The organism is Arthrobacter sp. NicSoilB4, from assembly GCF_019977335.1.
Classification (GTDB): domain Bacteria; phylum Actinomycetota; class Actinomycetes; order Actinomycetales; family Micrococcaceae; genus Arthrobacter.
In genome coordinates, this window is sequence record NZ_AP024653.1 from 1507335 (window position 1) to 1531141 (window position 23807).

A 23807-nucleotide genomic window follows, 5' to 3' on the forward strand; every position below is an offset into this window, starting at 1 on the left:
GGGTCCGATGCAGGGCCGGCCAGACGCCTTCCGGAGAGGTACACCACGTGTTTTATTGGTTCATGAAGACGTTCGTCCTGGGGCCGGTGCTGAAGACGCTCTTCAGGCCGTGGGTCAAGGGCCTGGACAACGTTCCCGCGGAGGGCGCCGCCATTCTGGCATCCAACCACCTCTCCTTCTCCGACTCCATCTTTATGCCGCTCATGGTGCCCCGTCCGGTCGTGTTCCTCGCGAAATCGGAATACTTCACCGGGAAGGGGATCAAGGGCAGGCTGACGGCCACCTTCTTCCGGCTCACCAACCAGCTGCCCATGGATCGTTCCGGCGGGGCCGCTTCCGCCCTGTCTCTGAATGCCGGTATGGACGTGCTGAAAAACGGCTCGCTCCTGGGCATCTACCCCGAAGGCACGCGCAGCCCGGACTCCCGGCTGTACCGCGGCAAGGTGGGGGTGGCCCGGCTGGCACTGCAGGCCCGCGTCCCGGTGATTCCGGTCGCGATGATCGGCACGGACAAGGTCCAGCCGATCGGCAAGCGGATGCCCAACATCCGCCGCATCGGGATGATCTTCGGCGAGCCGCTGGACTTCAGCCGGTACTACGGCATGGAGGATGACCGGCTGATCCAGCGGTCCGTGACCGACGAGATCATGTATGAACTGATGCGGCTTTCCGGCCAGGAATACGTCGACGAGTACGCCGCCGTCGTCAAGCTCCGGCTCGCCGGGAAGGCCACGGAGGTCCCGGAGGACGGCCCGGCCGGCTCCGGCCCGGCCGCGCCCGGAACTGTGTGACTCAAGCGTGTGACGGTGCCGGCGGAGTCAATGACGCCGTGGGGCCGACGATCGCAGCAGAGGCAACTATCCTTAGAGGGTGACTGAGCTATCTGCGCCTTCGGCCTCCCCCCTGAACAGTTCCCTGAGCGGCACGCCCCTGGCGGGCTCCGCAATGACCAGCACCGCACTGACCAGCACCGCCCAGAGCGGTGCGGCGAACTATCCCGGCCTGGACCACTGGCGGGAGCTTCCTGCCTCCCAGCAGCCGGACTGGTCGGATAAGGCCGTCTTCGAAGCCTCGGTCAAGGAACTTTCCGTCCTCCCGCCGCTCGTCTTCGCCGGCGAAGTGGACATCCTGCGCGAACGGCTCGCCGCCGCCGCACAGGGCAAGGCGTTCCTGCTCCAGGGCGGCGACTGCGCCGAAACCTTCGAAGCCGCCACGGCGGACAAGATCAGCGCCCGCGTCCGCACCATACTCCAGATGGCCGTGGTCCTCACCTATGGCGCTGCGATGCCGGTGATCAAGATGGGCCGCATGGCCGGGCAGTTCGCCAAGCCGCGGTCCTCCAACGATGAGACCCGCGAAGGCGTCACGCTGCCGGCCTACCGCGGGGACATTGTCAACGGCTACGACTTCACGCCGGAATCCCGCGCGCATGACGCCGGCCGGATGCTCAAGGCGTACCACACGTCCGCCTCCACGCTGAACCTGATCCGCGCTTTCACGCAGGGCGGATTCGCGGACCTGCGGCTCGTGCACCAGTGGAACAAGGGCTTCACCGAAAACCCCGCCCACGCACGCTACGAGTCGCTGGCCCGGGACATCGACCGCGCCATCAAGTTCATGGCCTCCTGCGGTGCGGATTTCGAAGCGCTCAAGCGGGTGGAGTTCTACGCCAGCCACGAGGCGCTGCTGCTTGACTACGAACGCGCGCTGACCCGGATCGACTCGCGCACCGGCTTCCCCTACGACACCTCCGCGCACTTCCTCTGGATCGGTGAGCGCACCCGCGAACTGGACCATGCACACGTCGACTTCCTCTCGCGGGTGCGCAACCCGATCGGTGTGAAGCTGGGGCCGGGCACCAGCGGCGACGACGCGCTGCGCCTTATCGACAAACTGGATCCGGACCGCGAGCCCGGCCGCCTGACCTTTATCACCCGGATGGGCGCGGGCAACATCCGCGAGAAGCTGCCCCCGATCGTGGAACGGGTCACGGCATCCGGCGCCCAGGTCCTCTGGGTCACCGACCCGATGCACGGCAACACCGTCACCTCGCCGAACGGCTACAAGACCAGGAACTTCGACGACGTCATTGACGAGGTGCGCGGGTTCTTCGAGGTCCATCATGCGCTCGGCACAGTCCCCGGTGGCCTGCACGTCGAGATGACCGGCGACGATGTGGCCGAGTGCCTCGGCGGGGCCGACCCGGTGGACCAGGAATCCTTCCTGGACCGCTACGAATCCGTCTGCGATCCCCGCCTGAACCACATGCAGTCCCTCGAGATGGCCTTCCTCGTGGCCGGGGCCCTGTCCAAGCGCTAATACACGCGGACGCAGTAGCTGCGCTGCATCCTTACAACTCCGCCCCGGCCGATCAAGGCCGGGGCGGAGTTGTCTAAGCGGGTCAGGCAGCGGCCGCTGTGGTCACACTACGGTCAGAGTGATGACGGAGCCCTCCGGGACCTGCTTATTCACCGGGTTCTGGTCCCGGACCGTGCCGAAGAACCCGCCCAGGAATTCCTCCACCTGAACTTCAAACCCCAGGTCCTCAAGTGCCTTGCGGGCCTCGGTGACCTGTTTCCCGATGAAGCTCGGCACTTCAACGAGCTTTGGTCCCTTGGAAATGGTGAGCGTCACCGACCCGCCCTTGGTCAGGTTGCCGGTGGCCGGATCCTGCGCCACCACGGCGCCCTTGGGCACCCGCCGGTCATTGACCGTCTCGGGTGAAACCACGGCTTTCAGCCCTGCGGCTTCAAGGGCCTTGACCGCCGCGCCTTGTTCCTGGCCGCGCACGTCCGGCACGGGAATCGGCTGCGGGCCCTTGGACACGGTGAGGTCCACGGGGGTGCCGTGCCGGACCGGATTGCCGCTGCGGGGCGCCTGCGCCAGGACCGTGCCGGCAGGCGCGGATTCATCAAAAGTCTCGGAGATGTTCCCCAGCGCCATGCCTGCGCCGTTGAGGGCGGTCTTGGCCTCGTCCAGGGACTTTCCGGTCAGCTCCGGCAGGGGGAACAGTTCGGGTCCCTTGGAGACGGCGAGGGACACAGGCTGGAATTTGCGGATGACCTCCCCGGCCGCTGGCTCAGAGACCACCACTAGTCCGGGGGCGACGTCGTCGTCGAAAACGTCTTTGGTGGTGGACTGGAACCCGGCCGTGCGGAGCAGGTCCTGCGCCTCGGCCACGGTCTTGTTCGCGAGTTCCGGGATCGTGCCGGGGGAGCCCGGCCCCATCCCGAAGAACCACCCGGCACCGCCGGCCAGCAGGGCAGCGATGACCAGTACGAGGATCCAGAGCAGCCCGCGGCGCCGGGGGTTGCCCTCGCGCAGGCTCCGGACCGGCGTGGCCGCGGCGCGCTGGCGGGCCTTCTCCTCGTCTCGGTCGAATTTGCGCTGCGCCCGTTTGCTGGCCGGACCGGGGGAAGCCGCTCCATCATCGTCGTCGTAGTAGCCGCCCGCGTCCGGAGCCTCGTCCGGGGCCGACAGCGGGCCGTAGCCGGGGTGGCGGGGGGCCGCGGACATGACGGTGGTCGGGTTGCTGCCGCGCGCGATGAATTCCGTGGGCTGCTGCCTGCCGCCGATGACCTCGGTGGCGCCGTTGGCGGCGAGCGGATCCCGGGCGCCGCCGGGGGGTCCGGCCGGCGGAAGCGGGAGGGGCGGCACCGGCGGGAGGGCAGGGCGCGCAGCCGGGGGCTGGAGGTCCAGTTCGGCGTCGCTCAGGTTCCGGCGGATGTGACGGAGTTCGGAGAGAAGCGCGTTGCCGTCGACGGGGCGTTTGTCCGGGTCGTTGGCGGTGCACCACTGCACGAGTTCATCGATTTCGTCGGCGAGGCCCGGAACGTGCTCCGAAGGGGCGCCGACGGACGAGTTGACGTGCTGGTAGGCGACCTGGATGGGAACTTCGCCGTCGAACGGCTGGCGGCCGGTGATCATCTCGTAAAGCATGATTCCGACCGAGTAGATGTCACTGCGGGCGTCCGCCTGGCGGCCCAGCACGAGTTCAGGGGAAAGGTACGCCACGGTGCCGATCAGGGCACCGGTGCTGGTGGACGTCGAAATGGCGCGGGCCAGCCCGAAGTCGCCGAGCTTGATCCGCCCGTCGTCGGCAATCAGCACGTTCTCGGGCTTGATGTCCCGGTGGATGAGGCCGGCGTCGTGCGCCGCCCCCAGCCCCTCGACGACGGGGTCGATCAGCGCAAGGGCGAGGCGCGGGGGCAGGGCGCCTTTGTCCCTGAGGACGTCGCGCAGCGTGTGCCCTTTGATGTACTCCATCACCAGGTAGGCCACCCGGTCGTCCTCGCCCTGGTCCAGCACTCCCACGACGTGCGGGTGCGACAGCCGGGCGGCGGCCTTGGCCTCGCGGCCCAGCCGGTCGAGGAACTGGGGGTCGCCGGTCATGTGGGGGTGCAGCACCTTCAGCGCCACATCACGCTCCAGCCGGCGGTCGGTTGCCACGTAGACGGTGGACATTCCGCCGCTGGCGAGCCTGGAATGAATCAGGTACCGGCCATCCACCAGGGTGCCAACAAGAGGGTCCGACGAGTAATCCTGCACTATACGATCCTAATCGCTGCACGGAAACGGGTCCGAATCCACCTGCGATTCGGACCCGTTTCGTTATCCGTCGGGGCTTGGCCAGGGCGGCTGGGCGCCGCCGCGTGGCTGGCCGGAACTCCTAGGCGAAGTTCTTCTGGTGGGCCTTGATGGAGGCCACGTACTGCTTGGTGTCGTCGTACATGCCGTACTTGCTGACCGAGTACTGGCCCTGGTAGTAGCCCGCGATGGCGGTGTCCAGGTCCGGGCTGGTGCGGGTCAGCTGGCGGATGATGGCGACGCCGGCCGTGGCGTTGTCGTAGGGGTCCAGCAGGTTCAGCCCGCGGCCCACAAGGTCCGATGCCCACTGGCCCGAGGACGGGATGACCTGCATGGTGCCGATCGCGTTGGCGGGGGAGACCGAGCGGTGGTCGAAGCTGGATTCCTGGAAGGCGAAGGCCAAAGCCAGCGAGGGATCAACGCCCATGCGGCGGGCGGTATCCGCCACGATCGTCTTCATCTGTTCGCGGCTGGGCACCGGCGAGGCGTTCAGCAGGGCCTTGTTCTCATTGGCGGAGCTGACGACGGCGGCCGGGTAGCTGAAGCCGAGGAAGGTGTTCGGGACCAGCGGCGTCACCGTGGCGGCCGGCGGGGCTGACGGGGTCGACGCCGGGGCGATGGAAGACCCCGGCAGCGCGAGCTTCTGGCCGGGGTAGATGATGCTGCTCATCGTCAGGCGGTTTGCGGAGAGGATATCGGCGAGCTTGACGCCGTTCCTGGCTGCAATGCCGGAGAGCGTGTCGCCGGACTTGATGGTGTAGGAGCCCGATGCGGGAGCTGCCGGGGCAGGGGCGCTCGGCGCCGGCGCTGCCGGGGCCGGAGCCGCCGGGGCGGGGGCCGCGGGGGCAGGTGCCGACGTTCCGCCGCCGATCTTGATCTGCTGGCCGGGGCGGATCATCGAGCGCATGTTGAGCCCGTTCCAGCCGAAGACCTCGGAGAGCTTGACGCCGTGGCGGGCGGCGATCGCACTGAGTGTGTCGCCGGACTTCACGGTGTAGACGCCGCCACCAGCAGGGGCCGACGGTGCCGGAGCTGCCGGCGCCGGAGCGGCCGGTGCAGCCGAACCGTCGAGCTTGATCTTCTGCCCCGGGTGGATGACGGTGTTGGCCTGCAGCCCGTTCAGCTTCAGGACCGCGTACGTGTCCAGGCCGAACCGGCCGGCAATTCCGCTGATCGTGTCGCCGCGGGCGATCGTGTACTCAGCCGGGGCGGAAACCTGGGCAGGGCGGAACGAGGACGGAACGGTGGCGGGGACGGAACCGGCAGGAATGAGGGCCGACGCCAGCGACCTGACGGACTGGCCCTGGGCCTGTGCCTGCATTGCCGCGGCCAGTGTCGCCGGGATGGCGCGGGGGCGGGATTCCGCCGCGGCCGGCTGTGCGATCGCCAAAGAAGAAAGGACGACGGCGGGAAGTGCCGCCGTCGTGGCCGCAATCATCGGCAGGCTGGGCCTCGGGTTGGGCTTTGGCGAACGTGACGTCGTCATGGGAAAGATCCTCTTCTCAGCGCCGAACGCTGCGGGTCTGGCCTGGCTTGCTCGTAATTACCGGTGTTACTGGTGTTACTGATGTGACTCAAGTTATCACTGTTACAAATGTGATCCATGTGAATGTCTCACGAATTGGCAATTAGCACAAGAACTGTTTGACATTCCGAAAATGCGTGGATGTGGAGTGTCGGCCGGTCAGGCGGCACTCCGGCCGGTGTCGCGTCCGGAGAACTGCCATTTAATAGCCGGGCGTCGACTAGGCGCAGAGCCCGCCGGCATGGCAATCTTGATCCGTGAGTAATGTAGAAAGCCTCGTGGGCGAATGGCTGCCCCTTCCCGATGTCGCACAGCTCCTGGACGTTTCGATTACAAAGGTCCACGCGCTTCTTGACGAACGTGCGTTGGCTGCATTGCGGGTCGGTGAACGCCGGATCCGTTGCGTTCCTGCCGAATTCATCCAGGACGGTCACGCCGTAGAGAGCCTTAAGGGAACGATCGTTGTCCTCGCGGACGCCGGCTATTCCGACGAGGAACTCATTACCTGGCTGTTTACGCCGGATGACTCCCTGCGCGGCCGGCCGATCGATGCCCTGCGCGAGGGACGCAAAACGGAAATCCGGCGCAGGGCCCAGTCCCTGGCCTGGTAGCCGAAACTGAATTTCCCGGTTTAAACCAATGCGGGCCCTGCCTCGAATATGAGGTGCAGGGCCCCATTTGTCGGTGCCGCCGCGTTCTGCCTGTAACTGCGTTGTGCCGGAAGCTGCGTTTGCGCGTGCAGCCGACAAGCGGACGGTTCAGGCCGCGCGGCTGACCGTGGCCTCGGCCAGTTTCCGGAGCGCAGTCTTGGGCAGATCATCCAAGGGCAGGAGGTCCAAGGCAGAGAAAGCCGCGTGCCCGAATTCCTCGATCAGTGTTTCCGTGGCCTGGAGTGCGCCGCAGTCCAGGATGATGCGGCGGATTTCGTCGACGTCGGCGTCGTCCAGCCCGGGGCTGCCAAGCTTCGCGTCGATGAACGCGGAGTCGGCCGGGGTGGCCAGGTCCAGTGCAAAGGCAATCAGGACCGTCCGCTTGCCTTCGCGGAGATCGTCTCCGGCCGGCTTGCCCGTGGCGACAGGGTCGCCGAAGACTCCCAGGACGTCGTCGCGGAGCTGGAAAGCCTCGCCGAGGGGGAGGGCAAACGCCGAGTAGCCCCGCAGCAGCTCGTCGTTGGCACCGGCCAGGGCGCCCCCCAAAGCCAGCGGATGTTCGGTGGAGTACTTGGCCGACTTGAACCGGATGATGGACTGGGCCCGGCTGACGGCACCCGCGCGGTCGCGCCGGGGACCCGCGACTTCCTCGAGGATGTCGAGGTACTGGCCCGCCATCACCTCGGCCCGCATCAGGTTGAAGATCAGCCGCGCCCGGCTTCCGGACGCTGCGCTCTGCCCGATTTCGGTAAACGACTCCTCGCTGAAGGACAGGCACAGGTCGCCGGTCAGGATGGCGGCCGCGTGGCCGAACCGTTCGCTGTCCAGCGCCCACCCCTGCGTCTCGTGCAGTTCACTGAAGCGCCGGTGCACGCTGGGACCGCCCCGGCGGGTGTCGGAGCGGTCGATGATGTCGTCGTGGATCAGGGCCGCGGCCTGGAAGAGTTCGAGTGCGGAGCCTGCTGTCACCACTTCGCCGGCCCCGGCCTCACCGCCGGCGCCGCGCCAGCCCCAGTAGCACATCAGCGCCCGCAGGCGTTTTCCGCCGGTGACAAGATTCGAGATGGACCCCATCAGCGGATCAATGTCCGGGGAGATGGAGGACATCACCGCCTGGCGAGTGGTCAGGAAATCGGTGAGCTTTCCGGCGACGGCGGCAACGTACGAGGCCTGCTCCAGGCGCAACTGCTCCGCGAGGGTCACTTGACGGACTCGGCGGCGACGTTCGCGCCGATAGTGAAGGTGGAAACCCCGGCGGTTTCCATCACCGAGATGTTGACCGTTTCGTTGTCGCCGCGGAGGAAGTCCTTGGAGGGTACGGCGCCGACCGCTTCCCCCGGAACAGCCTTGAAGCCTTGTGCCTCAAGTTCCTTCGTGTAGAAGGCGAGCACGTCGGCGGACGGCGCGGAAATGCTGCCGACGAGCGCCACGGTGGCGGGCACGGTGGTCTTGTCAAAGCTGCTGGAGACGACCTTCGCTCCGGGCATCACCGGCAGGAGCTTCTCCGGGAAGCCGGGGACCATGGCGCCGACCGTGGCCGAGGTGCCGGGTTCGGCCGAGGGGCTCGCCGGGGCCGTGGTCGAGGGCTGGGCCGAGGAGGGAGCAGGCGAGGCCGACGAGGAACCCGAGGAGGCCGTCCCGGGGTTGGTGGGCGTGCATGCGGCCAAAGCCATCAGCGTGCCCGCCGCCACAACGGCTGCCGCAGCACGGCTGCGCGGTCCAAATACCTTCACAGGGACTTTCCTCCTGGTGTTGACGCCGGATTCAGCCTCCAGTTTAGTCAGTCCCGGGGCATAGGATTGAAGTTGTGGGGCCGGACCAGGATAAACAGCAGCGGGAGACGCCTCCCCACGGCGCAGCCAGGCGGCTCAGCGAAGCGCAACTGCGCGAGTTCCGGCGGAGCAGCATCATGCACGTGGACATGGATGCGTTCTTCGTCTCCGTGGAGCTGCGCAGCCGTCCGGAACTCGTCGGGAAACCCGTTATCGTGGGCTACCCCGCTGACCGTTCCGTCGTGCTGTCCGCCTCGTACGAAGCCCGGAGCTTCGGCGTCAGGTCGGCCATGCCGATGGTGGTTGCCATGCGGATGTGTCCCTCAGCAGTCGTCTTTGAGCCCCGGCACAAGCTGTATTACGAGGTCTCCGGCCAGATCATGGACATCTTCGGCTCGATCACGGAGCTCGTGGAGCCCCTCAGCGTGGACGAGGCTTTCCTCGACGTCGGGGGAGCGATCCGGCGCCTTGGCCCGCCCCGCGAGATCGGTGAGCTTATCCGCACCCAGGTCCGCAGCGAGCTGGGCATCACCGCGTCCGTGGGAATAGCCGCCAGCAAGTTCGTGGCGAAGATCGCTTCCACGCGGTGCAAGCCGAACGGACTGCTGCTCATTGGCCCCGAGGAGACGGTCCCCTACCTGCACAGCCTTCCGGTCAGCGCCCTCTGGGGCGTCGGAGCCAAAACCGTCGATGTGCTGGCCCGGATGGGCATCCGTACCGTCGCAGACGTCGCGGCGTCCCCGCTGCCGTCCCTGCGGAAGGTCCTCGGCGTTTCAGGCGAGCACGTCTACCGCCTGTCATGGGGGATCGATGCGCGCCCGGTAACCCCTGTCCGGCTGGAGAAGAGCATCGGCGCCGAAGAGACCTTCGCCGTGGACACTGCCGATGAGGCACTGCTGCACCGGGAACTGCTCCGGCTCTCGCACCGGACGGCCGAGCGGCTCCGCAGCGCCGGCATGCACGCCCGGACGGTGGCCCTCAAGCTCCGCTACGCGGACTTCTCCACTATCACCCGCAGCCGCACCGTCGGCACTCCGATCGACAGCGCCCAGCTGCTGTACGCCGTCGCCGTCCAGCTGCTGGAATCGGTCGGGGACCGGCCCATGACGGTGCGGCTGGTAGGTATCCGGGCAGAACAGCTCGAGGAGGCCGCGCAGGCGCCCTTGCAGTTGAGCCTTGACCGCAGGGACGACAACTGGCGGGCGGCCGAGCAAGTCCTGGACCAGGTGACCCGGAAATTCGGCACCAAGTCGGTGCTTCCGGCCCGGCTCCTGGACCCCGGAAGCAATTCGGGCTGACCTTGGCGGCCAAATGAACACCTGGCGAAGTCAAGGGGACGTTTGGCATCTTTCAGAACAGGGCGCAACAAACTATCCTTATTTATACGTACGTTTGGAACGACTGGATCGAGCGTTCGGACTAATGCAGGACCAGCTGAACACCCCGAAAGGGGCCGTGGAAAACCCCGTTCAACCAACGGCGGCGAATGGGAACCACGCGCGAATCCCGCACGTTGTGGGTTTAGGGACACTGGCCGCGTCAGTCTGGACGTTGGCCGACTTAAGGAGGTCGTGATGCCGCTCTCGGAGCACGAACAGAAGTTGCTGGAGCAACTTGAGAAGCAGCTGCATGAAGACGATCCCAAGTTCGCCAGTTCGATGGGGTCGGACGCGGGACGTTCATGGTCAACCCGCCATCTGGTGATCGGCGTCCTGGCCACTTTGGCCGGAGTCGTGCTCCTGCTCTTCGGCGTGACAATCCAGAACATCTTCGTTGGTGTCCTGGGCTTTGTGGTAATGGGCGCAGGCGTCTATTACGCCACCATGCGCGGTTCGGCCGCCGGCAAGGCCAAAGCCGGGGGAACGGCCCGGAAGTCCGGAAAACCCAGGAGTTCGTTCATGAGCAATCTTGAGGAACGCTGGGACGAGAGGCACCGCGGGGAATCCTGACCCCCGGAGCGGCGCGTCCCTCCATTCCCCACCACCGGGACACCGCAGGTGGCCTAAAAGACCCGCTTCGGCGGGTCTTTTGCCGTTAAGCGGAGAGTTCCTGCCCCGTACAGCGCCTCAGGAGTCCCACAAAGACCCCCGCGGCCCTTCCTCCGGGGCCATGCCGGGCGACGGGCTGCGACAGCCCTCCACATTCCCTCCACTGCGCACCACAGGCCCAGATCCCTGCCATTAGAGGGCGCGTGAAGGCACGAAGTCCCACAAAATGGCGCAGAAACCTTCGGCGTGTCGTTGACTGTGGAGGGATGTGGAGTAATGTGGAGGACGTAAGAGGGTAGTGGCAGCACAGGGGACGTTGGGCTTCCTACGAACAGACAGGCGGTGGGCCGTGTTTCTCGGCACACATTCGCCGCGTCTGGACGAAAAAGGTCGAATCATCCTTCCCGCGAAGTTCCGCGAGGAGCTTGCCGGCGGACTGGTTCTCACAAGGGGCCAGGAACGCTGCATCTACGTCTTCAGTGAGGCGGAATTCGGCCGGGTTCACGAGCAAATGCGGGAGGCTCCAATCTCCAACAAGCAGGCTCGCGACTACATCCGGGTTTTCCTCTCTGGAGCCTCCGACGAGGTGCCTGACAAGCAGGGGCGCGTGACGATTCCGCCGGCGCTCCGGGAGTACGCAGGACTCGGCCGGGAACTCGCCGTCATCGGTGCAGGAACCCGCGCGGAGATCTGGGACGCCCAGGCCTGGAACGAGTACCTCGCCGAAAAGGAAACGGCCTTCTCGGAGACGGACGACGCCATACCGGGGATTCTCTGAAACCCCACAGCAACCAAGCAGCACCGCACGATTCTTGATCGAGATCTCCAGCCGCCCATCCAGCTGATTTCCTGGCTCACTTCCCCGGAGCCAGGCGGACGCAGGATAGGCGCGGATGGGGATCTGGACCAAGAAGCGGCCACTACAACCCGCAACAGCACTCCAACCACCCGGCCGGACAACGAAAGGACGCAGGCATGACTGACCCTGACCAGGCGAAGCCTACGTCCGAACGCCATGTACCGGTCCTCAAGGACCGGTGCATCAATTTGTTGGCGCCCGGATTCGAAGCGGCCCGCAGCCGGGGCGAGACCCCCGTGGTCATCGACGCAACCCTGGGTATGGGCGGCCACTCCGAGGCAATGCTCCAGCGCTTCCCGGATCTGCACCTGATCGGCATCGACCGTGACGAGGAAGCACTGGCGCTGGCGGGGGAGCGGCTTAAGCCCTTCGCCAACCGGATCGACCTGGTGCACGCCGTATACGACGAGATCCCGGAAGTCCTGGCGGATCTCGGCTTCGCGGAGGTCCACGGAGTCCTGATGGATCTCGGGGTCTCCTCGCTCCAGTTGGACGAACGCGAACGAGGCTTCGCTTACTCCTTCGACGCCCCGCTGGACATGCGCATGGACACGAGCCGCGGCCAGACCGCCGCCGACGTCGTCAACAACTACAGCGAAGAAGACCTGGTCCGGATCATCCGGAAGTGGGGCGAAGAGAAGTTCGCCGGCCGCATCGCCAACCGGATTGTCACCGCACGCGCCGCGAAGCCCTTCGCCACGACGGGGGAACTCGTCGAGCAGATCCGTGGTGTGGTTCCCGCCGGTGCCGCAAAATCCGGCGGGCATCCCGCCAAGCGGACCTTCCAGGCACTCCGGATTGAGGTCAACGAGGAACTCGACGTCCTGGAGCGCGCAATCCCCGCAGCCATCGACGCAATCGCCGTCGGCGGCCGCGTCGTCGTTATGTCCTACCACTCGCTGGAAGACAAGATCGTCAAGGGCTTCTTCCAGGCCGGGTCCAAATCCTCCGCGCCCCTCGGCTTCCCCGTGGAACTGGAGGAGCACAAGGCAGAGCTGAAAACCCTGACGAAGGGCACCGAGGTGCCCACCGCCGCCGAAATCGCCGAGAATCCACGCGCTGCCTCCGCCAGGCTCCGCGCCGTGGAACGCATCAAAGCCAGGAGGGCCGTATGAGCACCGCAGCTGTCAGCAGATTTCCCGTTGCCACAGGCGCGACGGCCCGCGCCCTCCCCGGGATCACGCCCGGTACCGGTCCCTCCCGGAAGGCACGCACGCCGCTCTCCCTGGTCCAGTCGGCCCCGCGGAAACGGCGTGCCCCGTTTGTTGTGCTCTGCTTCGGCATCCTCGCGGTCGCCCTCATGGCAGTGCTGGTCTTGAACATCTCCGTTTCGACTGCGCAGTACGAGTTGGTGCAGCTGCGGGGCAAGCAGTCCACCCTGACCAAACAGAACCAGGACCTGACGCAGCAGGTGCAGAACTTCGATGCCCCGCAGAACCTGGCGGCCAAGGCCACCGAGCTGGGCATGGTCACCTCCACCGGCAAGGGCCAGATCGACCTTTCCACCCTGACCGTCACGGGCAAGGCCAAACCGGCGGTGAAGGGCGACGCCCCCGGGGCCGTCATCGCCGCCCCGGCCGTTGCCGGCCAGCTCACCGTTGTTCCGCCCGCCACCGTCAACGAGCCGCTCGCGAACCGCAAACCGGCAGATGCCGACGCGGCCGCCGGCACAGCCGCCGCGCCGGCGGCTGCGGCGCCGGCAGCCGCCGAACCCGCGGCCGACGCCGTGCCGGTCCCGGCCGCACCCGCCCCCGCCGCGCCGGCAGTCGAACTCCACGGTGGCTCCGTTCCCGCCCCCGCGCAGAAGGTCCCCGGACAGTAAGCAGGACGGACCCCCAGCCAGGCAAGCAGCAAGGAAACATCGTGGCGCAAAACACCGGCAAGGCCCGCAAGGCGAAAGCGCCGAGCGCGACCCGGCGGCTGCGCCTGGGCCTTGGCGTTATGCTGACGCTGCTGCTGGTCGTCGGAGGGAAGCTCTTCCTGGTGCAGGGCATCGACGTCGGGGGCATGGCCGAGGCCGCCCTCCAGAACAGGCTCACACCGGTCGAGCTCCCGGCCGAGCGGGGCAGCATCCTGGATGCCAACGGCACGGTGCTGGCCAGCAGCGTGATCCGTTACAACGTGGTGGTGGACCAGAGAGTAAACACCAAGACCGAGACCTTCCGCCGCTTCGACGAGGTCACTGAAAAACACGTCAAGGTGTCCCGGGACCAGGGCATCTCCGAACTGGCCGTACTGCTGGGCATGGACCAGAAAACGCTCAAGGATGCCGTCACCGGAACCCAGCCGTACTACATCGTGGCCAAGGACATAAAGCCGGACGTCGAGGACCGCATCTCCAAACTGCAGATCCCGGGTATCGTCACCGTTGGCACCAGCAAGCGGGTGTACCCCAACGGCTCGGTGGCCGGCGGAATCGTCGGCTTCCTCAGGGACGGCACCACCGGCCAGGCCGGCCTCGAGCAGACGCAGGACGAGGTCCTGAAAGGCGTCCCCGGCAAGCGGCTCTTCGAAATCGGCGCCGACGGGCTCCGCATCCCGGTCGGAGTGGACCAGCTGACCCCCGCCGTTAACGGCAAAGACATCAAGCTCACCCTGAATTCGGACCTCCAGTACTTCGCCCAGCAGGCCATCCAAAGCCAGCGGGACAAACTCAGCGCCGAGTGGGGCGTCGTCATCGTCCAGGACATCAAGACCGGCGACATCGTCGCCATGGCGGACACCAACTCCCCGGACCCCAACGACCCGGGCAAGGTCGACGCGCAAGACCGCGGTATCCGTGCCGTCACTGCCGCCTACGAGCCCGGCTCGGTCGAGAAAATGATCACGGCCGCGGCCTTGATCGAGGAAGGCAAGTCGAGCCCGCTGGAGAAGTTCACCATCCCGCCGTCGTACACGGTGGACGGGCAGACGTTCAACGACTCCTTCGCCCACGGCACTGAGGACCGGACCCTGGCCGGCATCCTTGGCTGGTCCATGAACACCGGCACCGTCATGGCCGGCCAGCGGCTCAGCAAGGAGCAACGCTACAACTGGCTGAAGAAGTTCGGCATCGGGGAAGCGCCGGACGTTGGCCTTCCCGCCGAAGCCAAGGGCATCCTGACGCCCCACGAGCAATGGGATGGCCGCCAGGAGTACACCGTGCTGTTCGGCCAGGGCGTCTCGCAGTCCACGCTCCAGACCGTCCGGGCCTTCCAAAGCATCGGCAACAACGGTGTGATGCTCCAGCCGCGGCTGATTGACAGCTACATCGCCCCCGACGGCACAGTAGAGAAAGTGCCGGCGCAGGATCCGCGGCAAATCGTCTCCCCGGACACCGCCCGGCAGGTCCGGGACATCCTCGAGAGCGCCGTCACAGAAGGCCAGATTAAGGAAGCCGGGCTGGACGGCTACCGGGTCGGGGCCAAGACCGGCACATCGCAGTCGCCCTGCGACGACGGCACCGCCGGGTTCTGCGGCTTCACGGCGTCGATGGTGGGGATGGCGCCGATGGACGATCCGCGGTTTATTGTTGAAGTGGTCCTGCAACGGCCCAAGGGCGATATCTACGGAATCTCGAACGGACCGGTTTTCCGGTCCGTGTTGAGCCAGGCGCTGCGGACGTACAACGTCCCGCCGTCCACCGGAGAGCCCGTCCGGTTGCCGCAGTACGCCAAGTAGCACCAGCACCAGCCCGTCCACCACGAACCAGTACCGGGAAAATGAGCCTGCGGGCCGGAGCAATCCTTCGCGCGCAGGGCCAGATCCGCCAGCACACCAACGGAGATCCACTTGTCAGATCAGAATGCCCCCGGCGCTTCCGCCGCGCCGTCCGGTCCCGGATCCACCTCGGGCTTCCGGCCCACCGCGGTGGCTGCCGTGCCGCTGGCCACCATCGGCGAGGCGATCGGCGTCGTTGTCCCCGGGGCCTCCGGCTCCGTCCCGGTCACCGGGATCTCCCTGAATTCCCGCGCTGTGCTGCCCGGCGACCTGTACGTCGCACTGCCCGGCGCGAGCCGGCACGGGGCCGACTTTGTCTCCCAGGCGGTGGAGGCCGGAGCGGCGGCGGTGCTGACGGACGACGCCGGGGCGCGGCTGCTGGCGTTCTCGCACGATATTGCCGTGCCGGTGCTCCTGGCCGAGGAACCCCGCAGCCTCGTGGGCGGACTGTCGGCCCTGATCTACCAGAGCCGGCCCCGGGATGAGCGGGCCCCGGCCCTCTTCGGCGTCACGGGCACCAACGGCAAGACCACCACCACGTACTTCATCAACGCCCTGCTGCAGGCCCTCGGGCAGAAGACGGGACTGATCGGCACCATCGAGATCCTGGCCGGCGGCGCGCCGATTCCCAGCCTCCTCACGACCCCTGAATCCACCGACGTCCACGCCCTGCTGGCGCTGATGCGGGAACGCGGCCTCGACGCGGCCTCGATGGAGGTCTCCTCGCACGCCGTCTCGTTCCACCGCGTGGACGGGGTCGTGTTCGACGTCGCCGGCTTCACCAACCTGACCCAGGACCACCTCGACCTGCACGGAAGCATGGACGAGTACTTCCAGACCAAGGCGCGGCTCTTCACCCCGGAACGGGCCCGCCGCGCCGTCGTGACGGTCGACGACGACTGGGGCGTGACGCTGGCCGCCACGGCAGGCATCCCGGTCACCACCTTGGCCACCCACGGCGGGGCTTCCGGGACGCCGGCAGCGGCGGACTGGACGGTCATCAACCCGGTCCCGCGCGGACTCGGCACGGACTTCACCCTCCGCCACCGCGACGGCACGGAGTTGCGCGTCCACACCGGGCTGCCCGGAAGCTTCAATGTGGCCAACGCCGCGCTGGCAACGGCCATGGTCCTCGCGGGAGGCCACGATGCCGCCGCCGTCCAGGCGGCCCTCGACGCGGGCGACCCCTTCACCGTCGCCGTCCCCGGCCGCATGCAGCTCGTCTCCACCGCCCCCGCCGCGGTGGTCGACTTCGCCCACAACCCGGACGCCCTGGCCCGGGCACTCGAGGCCGTCCGCTCCCCGGAACCGGGATCCCGCGTGATCATCGTCTTTGGCGCCACCGGACAACGCGACCAGGGCAAGCGCCCGGCCATGGGTGCCATCGCCGCACGGCTTGCCGACACCGTGATCGTCAGCGACGACGACCCGCACGACGAGGACGCGGCGGCGATCCGTGCCGACGTGATGGCCGGCGCGGTCGGGGCAAAGGAACACGAAGGCCTGGCCTGCAGCATCCTCGAGGTTTTCCCCCGGGATGCCGCCATCCGGAAGGCCGTCGAACTCGCGGGCCCGGCAGACACCATCCTCGTCGCGGGACGGGGCCACGAAGTGTGGCAGGAGGTCAAGGGCGTCAACCTCGCCCTTGACGACAGGGTGGAGCTCCGCTCCGCCTTGACAGCTCGGGGATTCACCGTTCTCGAAGACCAGCGGATAGAGTCCTAAACCGACATGATTGCATTTACCGCGGCGGAAATCGCCGACATTACCAATGGCCGGCTGGCTGCCGAACCGGGGATCACCCCCGCTTCCGTGGTCACCGACTCCCGGGAAGCCACAACGGGATCCCTCTATGTGGCCAAGCCGGGGGAGACGGCCGACGGCCACGACTTCGTCGGCGCGGCGTTCGACCGCGGCGCCGTACTGGCGCTCGTCGAGCGCGACGTCGCCGACGACGCCGGGGCCACCTACCCCGCCGTCGTGGTCGAGGACTCGGTCCTCGCGATGGGCGCCCTCGCCGCGGAAGCCGTCCGACGGATCCGGGCCAGCCGCGCCGCCGACGGCGAGCCGCTGACCGTGATCGGCATTACCGGTTCCGCCGGTAAAACAACCACCAAGGACCTGCTGGCGGGGATTCTCGCCGCGGAGGGCACAACGATTGCCCCGCAGGGTTCCTACAACGGCGAAGTCGGCGTCCCGCTCACCGTTTTCAAGGCCGGCGCCGACACCCGTTACCTCGTGATCGAGATGGGTGCCACGGGCGTGGGCCACATCAGCTACCTCGCCGGGATGGTCCGCCCCGACATCGGAGTTGTCCTTGGCGTCGGCACCGCCCATGCCGGGGAATTCGGCGGAGTGGAGAACATTGCCCGGGCCAAGGGCGAACTCGTCGAGGCCCTGCCGTCCGCCGGTACTGCCGTCCTCAACCTGGACGACGCGCGGGTCGCCGCCATGGCCGGGCGCACCCAGGCCACCGTCCTTGGCTACACCGCCCAGGCTGCCACCCGCCCGGCAGGTGCCGGGCTGGTCCGCGCCGAGCGGGTCGAGCTGAATGCCGGCGGCTGCCCCGAATTCGAGCTTTTCCTGCCCGGTGAGGGCACCGGGCACCACGTCGCGGCCCGGCTGATCGGCGCGCACCACACCGCCAACCTGCTGGCGGCAGCGGCAGCCGCGCACGCGGCCGGCGTCCCCGCGGCCCGGATCGCAGCGTCCCTCAGCGCCCAAACGGCCGCCAGCCGCTGGCGGATGGAGCGCACCGAGCGGGCCGACGGCGTCACCATCATCAACGATGCGTACAACGCCAACCCGGAATCCATGCGCGCCGCCCTGCGGACGCTCGCCGACCTCGGAAGGGGCCGGCGGACGTGGGCCGTGCTGGGCGCAATGCTCGAGCTGGGCCCCGACTCCATCCGGGAACACATGGCAGTCGGCACCCAGGTGGTGCGGCTCAATATCTCCCGGCTTGTCGTCGTGGGGCGCGAGGCACGCTCGCTCTATGTCTCCGCCGTCAACGAGGGGTCCTGGGGCAACGAATGCGTCTTCGCGGAGACTCCGGAGGAGGCCTACGAACTGCTGCAGGCCGAGCTGGAGCCCGGTGACCTCGTGCTCTTCAAGTCTTCCAACAGCATCGGGCTGCGCCATTTGGGCGATCGGATAGCATTACCCCCACAGGCCCCCCGGGCCGCTGGGGGAGACGCTGCCGGAACACCCGCCGCCGGAACCAATACTGCCGGAACACCCGCAGCCGGAACACCTGCTGCCGGAACCGCCACTGAAGGGAGTGCGCTGCTGTGATTGCACTGCTGATGGGCGCTGGACTGGCCTTGCTGTTTGCCTTCCTGGGCACCCCGCTCTTCATCCGTTTCCTGGTCCGGAAGAGCTACGGGCAATTTATCCGGGATGACGGACCCACGTCCCACCACACCAAGCGCGGCACCCCCACGATGGGAGGCACCGTCGTCGTACTGGCGGTGCTTGCGAGCTACGCCATCACGCACCTCGTTATGTGGATGATCAACCCGGCATCGCCGGGCCCGTCCGCCTCGGCCCTGCTGCTGCTGTTCCTGATGGTCGGCATGGGGCTGGTTGGCTTCCTGGATGACTTCATCAAGATCTCCAAGCAACGAAGCCTGGGCCTGAACGCCAAGGCCAAGCTGATCCTGCAGGCCGCCGTGGGCATCATCTTCGCGATCCTCGCCCTCTATTTCCCGGACGAGAACGGAGTGACGCCCGCGTCGTACCAGATCTCCCTGGTCCGGGACATCCCGTGGCTGAATCTTGCCTTCGCCGGCACCATCCTGGGCACCATCCTCTTCGTGCTGTGGTCCAACCTGATCATCACCGCCGCCACCAACGGCGTGAACCTGACGGACGGCCTGGACGGCCTGGCCGCCGGCGCCTCCATCATGGTCTTCGGCGCCTACACCCTGATGGGCATCTGGCAGAGCAACCAGTCCTGCGGTTCGCCGCGGCAGGCCGGCTCAGGCTGCTACATCGTCCGCGACCCGCTGGACCTGGCCCTGCTCGCCGCCATCCTCAGCGCGGCGCTGGTCGGCTTCCTGTGGTGGAACACCTCACCGGCGAAAATCTTCATGGGCGACACCGGATCACTGGCCATTGGCGGCGCCGTCGCGGGCTTCGCGATCCTGTCCCGGACCGAACTGCTGCTCGCCTTCATCGGCGGCCTCTTCGTGCTCATCACCCTGTCGGTGATCATCCAGGTCGGCTACTTCAAGCTCACCAAGGGCAAACGGTTCTTCAAGATGGCCCCACTGCAGCACCACTTTGAACTCAAGGGCTGGGCGGAGGTCACGGTCGTCGTCCGGTTCTGGATCCTGTGTGGTCTCTTTGTCGCCGCCGGACTGGGCATCTTCTACGCCGAATGGGTGGTACTGCTGTGACCGGTCCGATTCCCGGCCCCCTGACCACCTCACCCAGGCTCCAGGACCTGGTCACCTGGGACTCCAACTGGGCCGGACTGCGCGTCGTCGTCACCGGCATCGGAGTCTCCGGCTTCGCAGCCGCGGACACGCTGATCGAACTGGGCGCCCGCGTGGTCGTCGTGGACGCCGCCACGGGCACGACGGCGCAGGCACAGGCCGACACCCTGCGGATCGTCGGGGCCGCGGAGGTCCTGCTGGGCGAGGAGGCCGTGGAGACCGTCCCCAGGGTCGACGGTGCAAAGCCGGACCTGATCGTCACCTCCCCGGGCTGGCGGCCCGACCAGGCCCTGCTCGCCGCAGCCGCCAGGGCCCACATCCCCGTCTGGGGCGACGTCGAACTCGCATGGCGGGTTCGGGAACGCAAAGGACGCAAGACCGCGGACTGGCTCACCATCACCGGCACCAACGGAAAGACCACCACTGTCGGGCTGACCGAATCGATGCTGCAGGCCGCGGGGCTCAAGGCAATCGCCGTCGGGAACGTCGGCACACCGATCCTTGACGCACTGCGCGATCCCGTGGACTACGACGTCTTCGCCGTCGAGCTCTCCAGCTTCCAGCTGCACTGGAGCGACTCCGTCTCACCCGTGGCCAGTGTCTGCCTGAACGTCGCCGAGGACCATGTGGACTGGCACGGCTCCTACGCGTCCTACCTGGCGGACAAGGCCAAGGTCTACGAAAACACCCAAAAGGCGTGCATCTACAACGCTGAGCAGATCGAAACCGAGCGCATGGTCGAGGATGCCGACGTCGTGGAAGGCTGCCGTGCGGTGGCCTTCACCACCCTCACGCCGGCGGTCAGCATGCTCGGCGTCGTCGAGGGCCTGCTGGTGGACCGTGCCTTCATCGCCGAGCGCAAGGACAGCGCCGCCGAACTTGCGTCCATGTCCGACCTTGGCGCCGTGGCTCCACGCCACATGGTTGCCAATGCCCTGGCCGCGGCAGCGCTGGTCCGGGCCTACGGCGTCGAGCCGGCCGCTGTCCGCAAGGGTCTGCTGAACTACCTGCCGGGGGACCACCGCATCCAGCTCGTAGCCCGGCACGAGGGCATCCTCTGGGTCAACGACTCCAAAGCCACCAACCCGCATGCGGCCGCGGCGTCGCTCTCCGCGTTCGAGAACGTCGTGTGGATCGCGGGCGGGCTCTCCAAAGGCGTGAACTACGAGGCGCTCGTCCAGGAGCACGCCCGCCGGCTGAAGGCCGTGGTCCTGATCGGGGCGGACTCCAGCGATCTGCGCTCCGCACTGCAGCGACACGCGCCGGATGTCCCCGTGATCGGTGAGGGGAAGGGCGAAACTGAACAGGTGCAGACTGCCGGGACGGCCGACGCCGAAGCAGGACCCTCACCGATCTTCGGCGAGACTGTGATGGCACGGGCTGTTGCCTCGGCGGCGCAGCTCGCCGCCTCCGGGGACACAGTGCTCCTGGCCCCGGCGGCTGCATCCATGGACCAGTTCTCTTCCTACGCTCACCGTGGCGACGCCTTCATCGAAGCTGTCCGAGAGCTCGTGGAAGGGCAGGCTCAGACCAGCAAGGAGTAACTATGGTCAGCACGCCCACACGTTCCGCCGCGGCCGCTCCGGCCGCATCACAGCCGTCCGCACTATCGTCGTCCGCCACCCGGCCCGCCGCAGGCCAGGCACCCTCCGGCCTGCAGGCGGCCGGCCGCAAAGTCCGGGGGTGGTACCGGGGGTTCTGGTCCGCCCTCGAGGGAACGGGCAAGTCCCGCAACGGCTCCACGTACTACCTGATCCTGGGCTCCACGCTCGCGCTGACGGCGATCGGCATCCTGATGGTGCTCTCCGCCTCAAGCGTGGAGGCCATCGCAGCGGGGGAGTCGCCCTACACGGCCGCCCTGAAGCAGGGCCTGTTCGCCGGGATCGGCCTGTTCGGCATGTTCCTGCTCTCCCGGGTCAACGTCGTCTGGCTCAAGCGCGGCGCCTGGTTCGCCATTATCGCGGCCTTCGTCCTGCTGGTGCTGGTGCTCCTGGTGGGCCGCAGCGCCCTCGGCAACAAGAACTGGATCGACGTGGGGCCCTTTACGTTCCAGCCCTCCGAGGCGGCCAAACTGGCGCTTGCTTTGTGGATGGCCACAGTGCTCGACCGTAAAGCCAAGCTGCTGTCCCAGGCAAAGCACGCCCTGGTCCCCGTGGTGCTGCCGGGCGCCGCCGGAGTGATCGGCCTCATCCTGGTGGGCAACGACCTCGGCACCGCCATGATCGTCATGATGATCACGGCGGCCGCACTGTTCTTCGCCGGCGTGCGGCTGTACCTGTTCGGGATCGCCGGCGTGGCCATCGCCGTGGGCACGGCCGTCATGGCCATCACGAGCCCCAACCGGATGTGCCGCATCCTCTCCTGGTCCGGACAGACCTGCGCGGACGGCTCGGACCTGAACTATCAGTCGACCAACGGCCTGTACGGCCTGGCCTCCGGCGGCTGGTTCGGGGTGGGGCTGGGGCAAAGCCGGCAGAAGTACAGTTGGATCCCCGAAGCCCACAACGACTTCATCTTCGCCATCATCGGAGAGGAACTCGGACTGGTCGGAACGCTCGTGGTGCTGGTGCTCTTCGCCATCCTCGGCACCGCGATCTACCGCGTTGTTGTTGCCCAGAAGGACATGTTCCACCGCGTACTGGCCGGCACCATCATGGTCTGGCTGCTGGGCCAGGCGACGGTCAACATGGCCGTGGTGACCGGCCTGGCCCCGGTGGTGGGAATCCCGCTCCCGTTCATTTCCTACGGCGGCTCGGCGCTGCTCATGTCCCTGTGCGCCATCGGCGTAGTCTTGTCACTGGCCCGGGCGCAGATGGCGCCGGGGCTCCAGCCCAAGGGGTTGTTCAGGTTCGGCCCGGCCGGGCTGGCGGCGTCCCTGCGGAAGCGGAACGCCGCGCGCGGCGCAACCAAGAGCGCAGCCGGAAACCCAGCCAAGAACGCAGCAAAAAACACCGCCAAGACCAAAGCCGGCAACACCGCCGACAAAATGCCCTTGGCGGCCAAAGGGACCGCCCCCCGGGCGTCCGCCGCGCCAAGGACGTCCGCCACCACGGACTCCCCAAGGACTCCGGCCCCCCGGAAGCCGTCCACCAGAACTCCCGCCCCCAGCAACCCAGCACGAAAGCGTAAATAGGCGTCCATGAACACCGAGTCCCCTTTATCCCCTTTATCCGTCGTCCTTGCCGGCGGCGGAACAGCCGGGCACATCAGCCCGCTCCTGGCCATCGCGGACGCAGTCCGGGAGGCCCGCCCTGATGTACGGCTGCTGGCCGTGGGAACACCGGGCGGCATGGAAGCGCGCCTGGTTCCGGCGGCCGGGGTGGACCTTGTCACGATCAGCCGGGTTCCCTTCCCGCGACGGCCCTCCCTGGACCTGCTGCGGCTGCCCGGACGCCTCGTGGGCGCGGTCAAGCAGGCCGGGGTCATCCTCGACGAGGCCAGGGCCGACGTCCTGGTCGGAGTCGGGGGCTACGTCTGCACGCCGATGTACCTGGCCGCCCGGCGCCGGAAGATCCCCATCATCATCCACGAGGCGAACACCCGGCCTGGACTCGCGAACCGCGTGGGAGCCCTGCTGGGCGGACACGTGGCCGTGGCCTTCGCAGCAACCAGGCTGGGCGCCTCCCGGCACGTGGGCATGCCGATGCGCAAGGAAATCTCCGGACTCGACCGGGCCGCCGCCAGGACGGCGGCCCGGTCGGCCCTCGGCCTGGACGCTGACCGTCCGGTCCTGATTGTCACCGGCGGCTCCTCGGGCGCCCAGACCATCAACCGCACCATGGCAGCGTCGGTCGGACTTCTCGCGGAGGCCGGCATCCAGACCCTGCACATCACCGGCCGCGGCAAGGCAGTCCACGACGCCGACGGCAAGCCGCTCGCCGCCCCCGGCTACCAGCAGCGCGAATACGTTGACGGTATGGAAACGGTGTACGCCGCGGCGGACCTGCTGCTGGCCCGCTCCGGCGCCGCGACTGTCTGCGAGGTTGCCGCCGTCGGCGTGCCCGCCGTGTTCGTTCCGCTGCCGATCGGCAACGGCGAACAGGCGCTCAACGCTGCCGGACTCGTCGAAGCCGGCGGAGCCCTCCTCGTGGAGGACACCACGTTTTCCCCGGGCTGGGTCAGCGAGCACATCGTTCCGCTGTTGCAGGACGCCGGCAAGCTTGCACGGATGGCGGCCAGCGCCGAAAAGCTCGGCATCCGCGACGCCGACCGGAGCATGGCAGACCTCGTCCTTGAGGCGGCGGCCTCCGTCCAGGTAAAGCCCGTAAAACACGGCAGGAAGCGGTAG

Annotated in this window: 18 protein-coding genes and 1 pseudogene; 15 read left to right on the forward strand and 4 right to left on the reverse strand. The window is 67.4% G+C overall.

All coding sequences use genetic code 11. From position 1 onward, the window contains the following. The first annotated feature begins 47 nt into the window (after positions 1–47). Together LDO13_RS06755 and LDO13_RS06760 are read left to right on the forward strand one after the other, a co-directional pair. Positions 48–791, forward strand: coding sequence for a lysophospholipid acyltransferase family protein (locus LDO13_RS06755; RefSeq protein WP_224049244.1), 744 nt, complete (start codon positions 48–50; stop codon positions 789–791). A 154-nt stretch (positions 792–945) separates the two neighbouring features. Further along, entirely contained in the window at positions 946–2319 is a 1374-nt protein-coding gene (locus LDO13_RS06760) for a 3-deoxy-7-phosphoheptulonate synthase class II (protein ID WP_224049705.1), read from the forward strand. 102 nt (positions 2320–2421) lie between these two features. Here LDO13_RS06760 and LDO13_RS06765 read toward each other — a convergent pair whose 3' ends face one another. Next, positions 2422–4551, reverse strand: a complete 2130-nt coding sequence (locus tag LDO13_RS06765; protein WP_224049706.1) for a PASTA domain-containing protein — start codon at positions 4549–4551, stop codon at positions 2422–2424. A gap of 118 nt (positions 4552–4669) precedes the next feature. Next, positions 4670–6073 carry a lytic transglycosylase domain-containing protein gene (locus tag LDO13_RS06770; RefSeq protein ID WP_224049245.1) on the reverse strand — a complete coding sequence of 468 codons (1404 nt, stop codon included), beginning with the start codon at positions 6071–6073 and terminating at the stop codon, positions 4670–4672. A gap of 296 nt (positions 6074–6369) precedes the next feature. On the opposite strand from LDO13_RS06770, the gene LDO13_RS06775 reads away from it, so the two are divergent. Continuing rightward, positions 6370–6723, forward strand: coding sequence for an Rv2175c family DNA-binding protein (locus LDO13_RS06775; RefSeq protein ID WP_224049246.1), 354 nt, complete (start codon positions 6370–6372; stop codon positions 6721–6723). A 147-nt stretch (positions 6724–6870) separates the two neighbouring features. On the opposite strand, the gene LDO13_RS06780 is transcribed toward LDO13_RS06775, so the two are convergent. Then, a complete protein-coding gene (locus LDO13_RS06780) occupies positions 6871–7965 on the reverse strand; it encodes a polyprenyl synthetase family protein (RefSeq protein ID WP_224049247.1) in 1095 nt (364 codons plus the stop codon). Further along, positions 7962–8435, reverse strand: a complete 474-nt coding sequence (locus LDO13_RS06785; RefSeq protein WP_224049707.1) for a hypothetical protein — start codon at positions 8433–8435, stop codon at positions 7962–7964. The genes LDO13_RS06780 and LDO13_RS06785 overlap by 4 nt, the downstream gene beginning before the upstream one ends. A 236-nt stretch (positions 8436–8671) precedes the next feature. Here LDO13_RS06785 and dinB point away from each other — a divergent pair, with 236 nt between their 5' ends. From dinB to murG, 12 genes and pseudogenes are all read left to right on the forward strand, one after another. Next, complete coding sequence (dinB, locus tag LDO13_RS06790) at positions 8672–9832, forward strand: DNA polymerase IV (RefSeq protein WP_224049708.1); 1161 nt, start codon at positions 8672–8674, stop codon at positions 9830–9832. A gap of 276 nt (positions 9833–10108) precedes the next feature. Beyond that, a complete protein-coding gene (locus tag LDO13_RS06795; protein ID WP_224049248.1) occupies positions 10109–10483 on the forward strand; it encodes a DUF3040 domain-containing protein in 375 nt (124 codons plus the stop codon). A gap of 388 nt (positions 10484–10871) precedes the next feature. Continuing rightward, positions 10872–11300: a division/cell wall cluster transcriptional repressor MraZ gene (gene mraZ, locus LDO13_RS06800; RefSeq protein ID WP_056431195.1), complete on the forward strand. Its 429-nt coding sequence runs from the start codon at positions 10872–10874 to the stop codon at positions 11298–11300. 197 nt (positions 11301–11497) lie between these two features. Continuing rightward, a complete protein-coding gene (rsmH, locus tag LDO13_RS06805; RefSeq protein ID WP_224049249.1) occupies positions 11498–12496 on the forward strand; it encodes a 16S rRNA (cytosine(1402)-N(4))-methyltransferase RsmH in 999 nt (332 codons plus the stop codon). Then, positions 12493–13203, forward strand: a complete 711-nt coding sequence (locus LDO13_RS06810; RefSeq protein WP_224049250.1) for a hypothetical protein — start codon at positions 12493–12495, stop codon at positions 13201–13203. The genes rsmH and LDO13_RS06810 overlap by 4 nt, the downstream gene beginning before the upstream one ends. Before the next feature lie 41 nt (positions 13204–13244). Beyond that, positions 13245–15041 (forward strand): penicillin-binding protein 2, encoded by a 1797-nt coding sequence (locus LDO13_RS06815; protein WP_224049251.1) that lies wholly within the window; start codon positions 13245–13247, stop codon positions 15039–15041. Between the two features lie 111 nt (positions 15042–15152). Beyond that, positions 15153–16805 carry a UDP-N-acetylmuramoyl-L-alanyl-D-glutamate--2,6-diaminopimelate ligase gene (locus LDO13_RS06820; RefSeq protein ID WP_224049252.1) on the forward strand — a complete coding sequence of 551 codons (1653 nt, stop codon included), beginning with the start codon at positions 15153–15155 and terminating at the stop codon, positions 16803–16805. Between the two features lie 6 nt (positions 16806–16811). Next, positions 16812–18374, forward strand: coding sequence for a UDP-N-acetylmuramoyl-tripeptide--D-alanyl-D-alanine ligase (murF, locus tag LDO13_RS06825; RefSeq protein ID WP_224049253.1), 1563 nt, complete (start codon positions 16812–16814; stop codon positions 18372–18374). Further along, the gene (gene mraY, locus LDO13_RS06830) at positions 18371–19480 is read left to right on the forward strand and encodes a phospho-N-acetylmuramoyl-pentapeptide-transferase (protein ID WP_224049254.1); all 1110 of its coding nucleotides are present in this window, start codon (positions 18371–18373) and stop codon (positions 19478–19480) included. The genes murF and mraY overlap by 4 nt, the downstream gene beginning before the upstream one ends. Next, complete coding sequence (murD, locus tag LDO13_RS06835; protein ID WP_224049255.1) at positions 19462–21063, forward strand: UDP-N-acetylmuramoyl-L-alanine--D-glutamate ligase; 1602 nt, start codon at positions 19462–19464, stop codon at positions 21061–21063. The genes mraY and murD overlap by 19 nt, the downstream gene beginning before the upstream one ends. Before the next feature lie 2 nt (positions 21064–21065). Beyond that, positions 21066–22355, forward strand: a pseudogene (gene ftsW / locus LDO13_RS06840) (putative lipid II flippase FtsW); the annotation flags it as partial. 303 nt (positions 22356–22658) lie between these two features. Then, positions 22659–23807, forward strand: a complete 1149-nt coding sequence (gene murG, locus LDO13_RS06845) for an undecaprenyldiphospho-muramoylpentapeptide beta-N-acetylglucosaminyltransferase (RefSeq protein ID WP_224049256.1) — start codon at positions 22659–22661, stop codon at positions 23805–23807.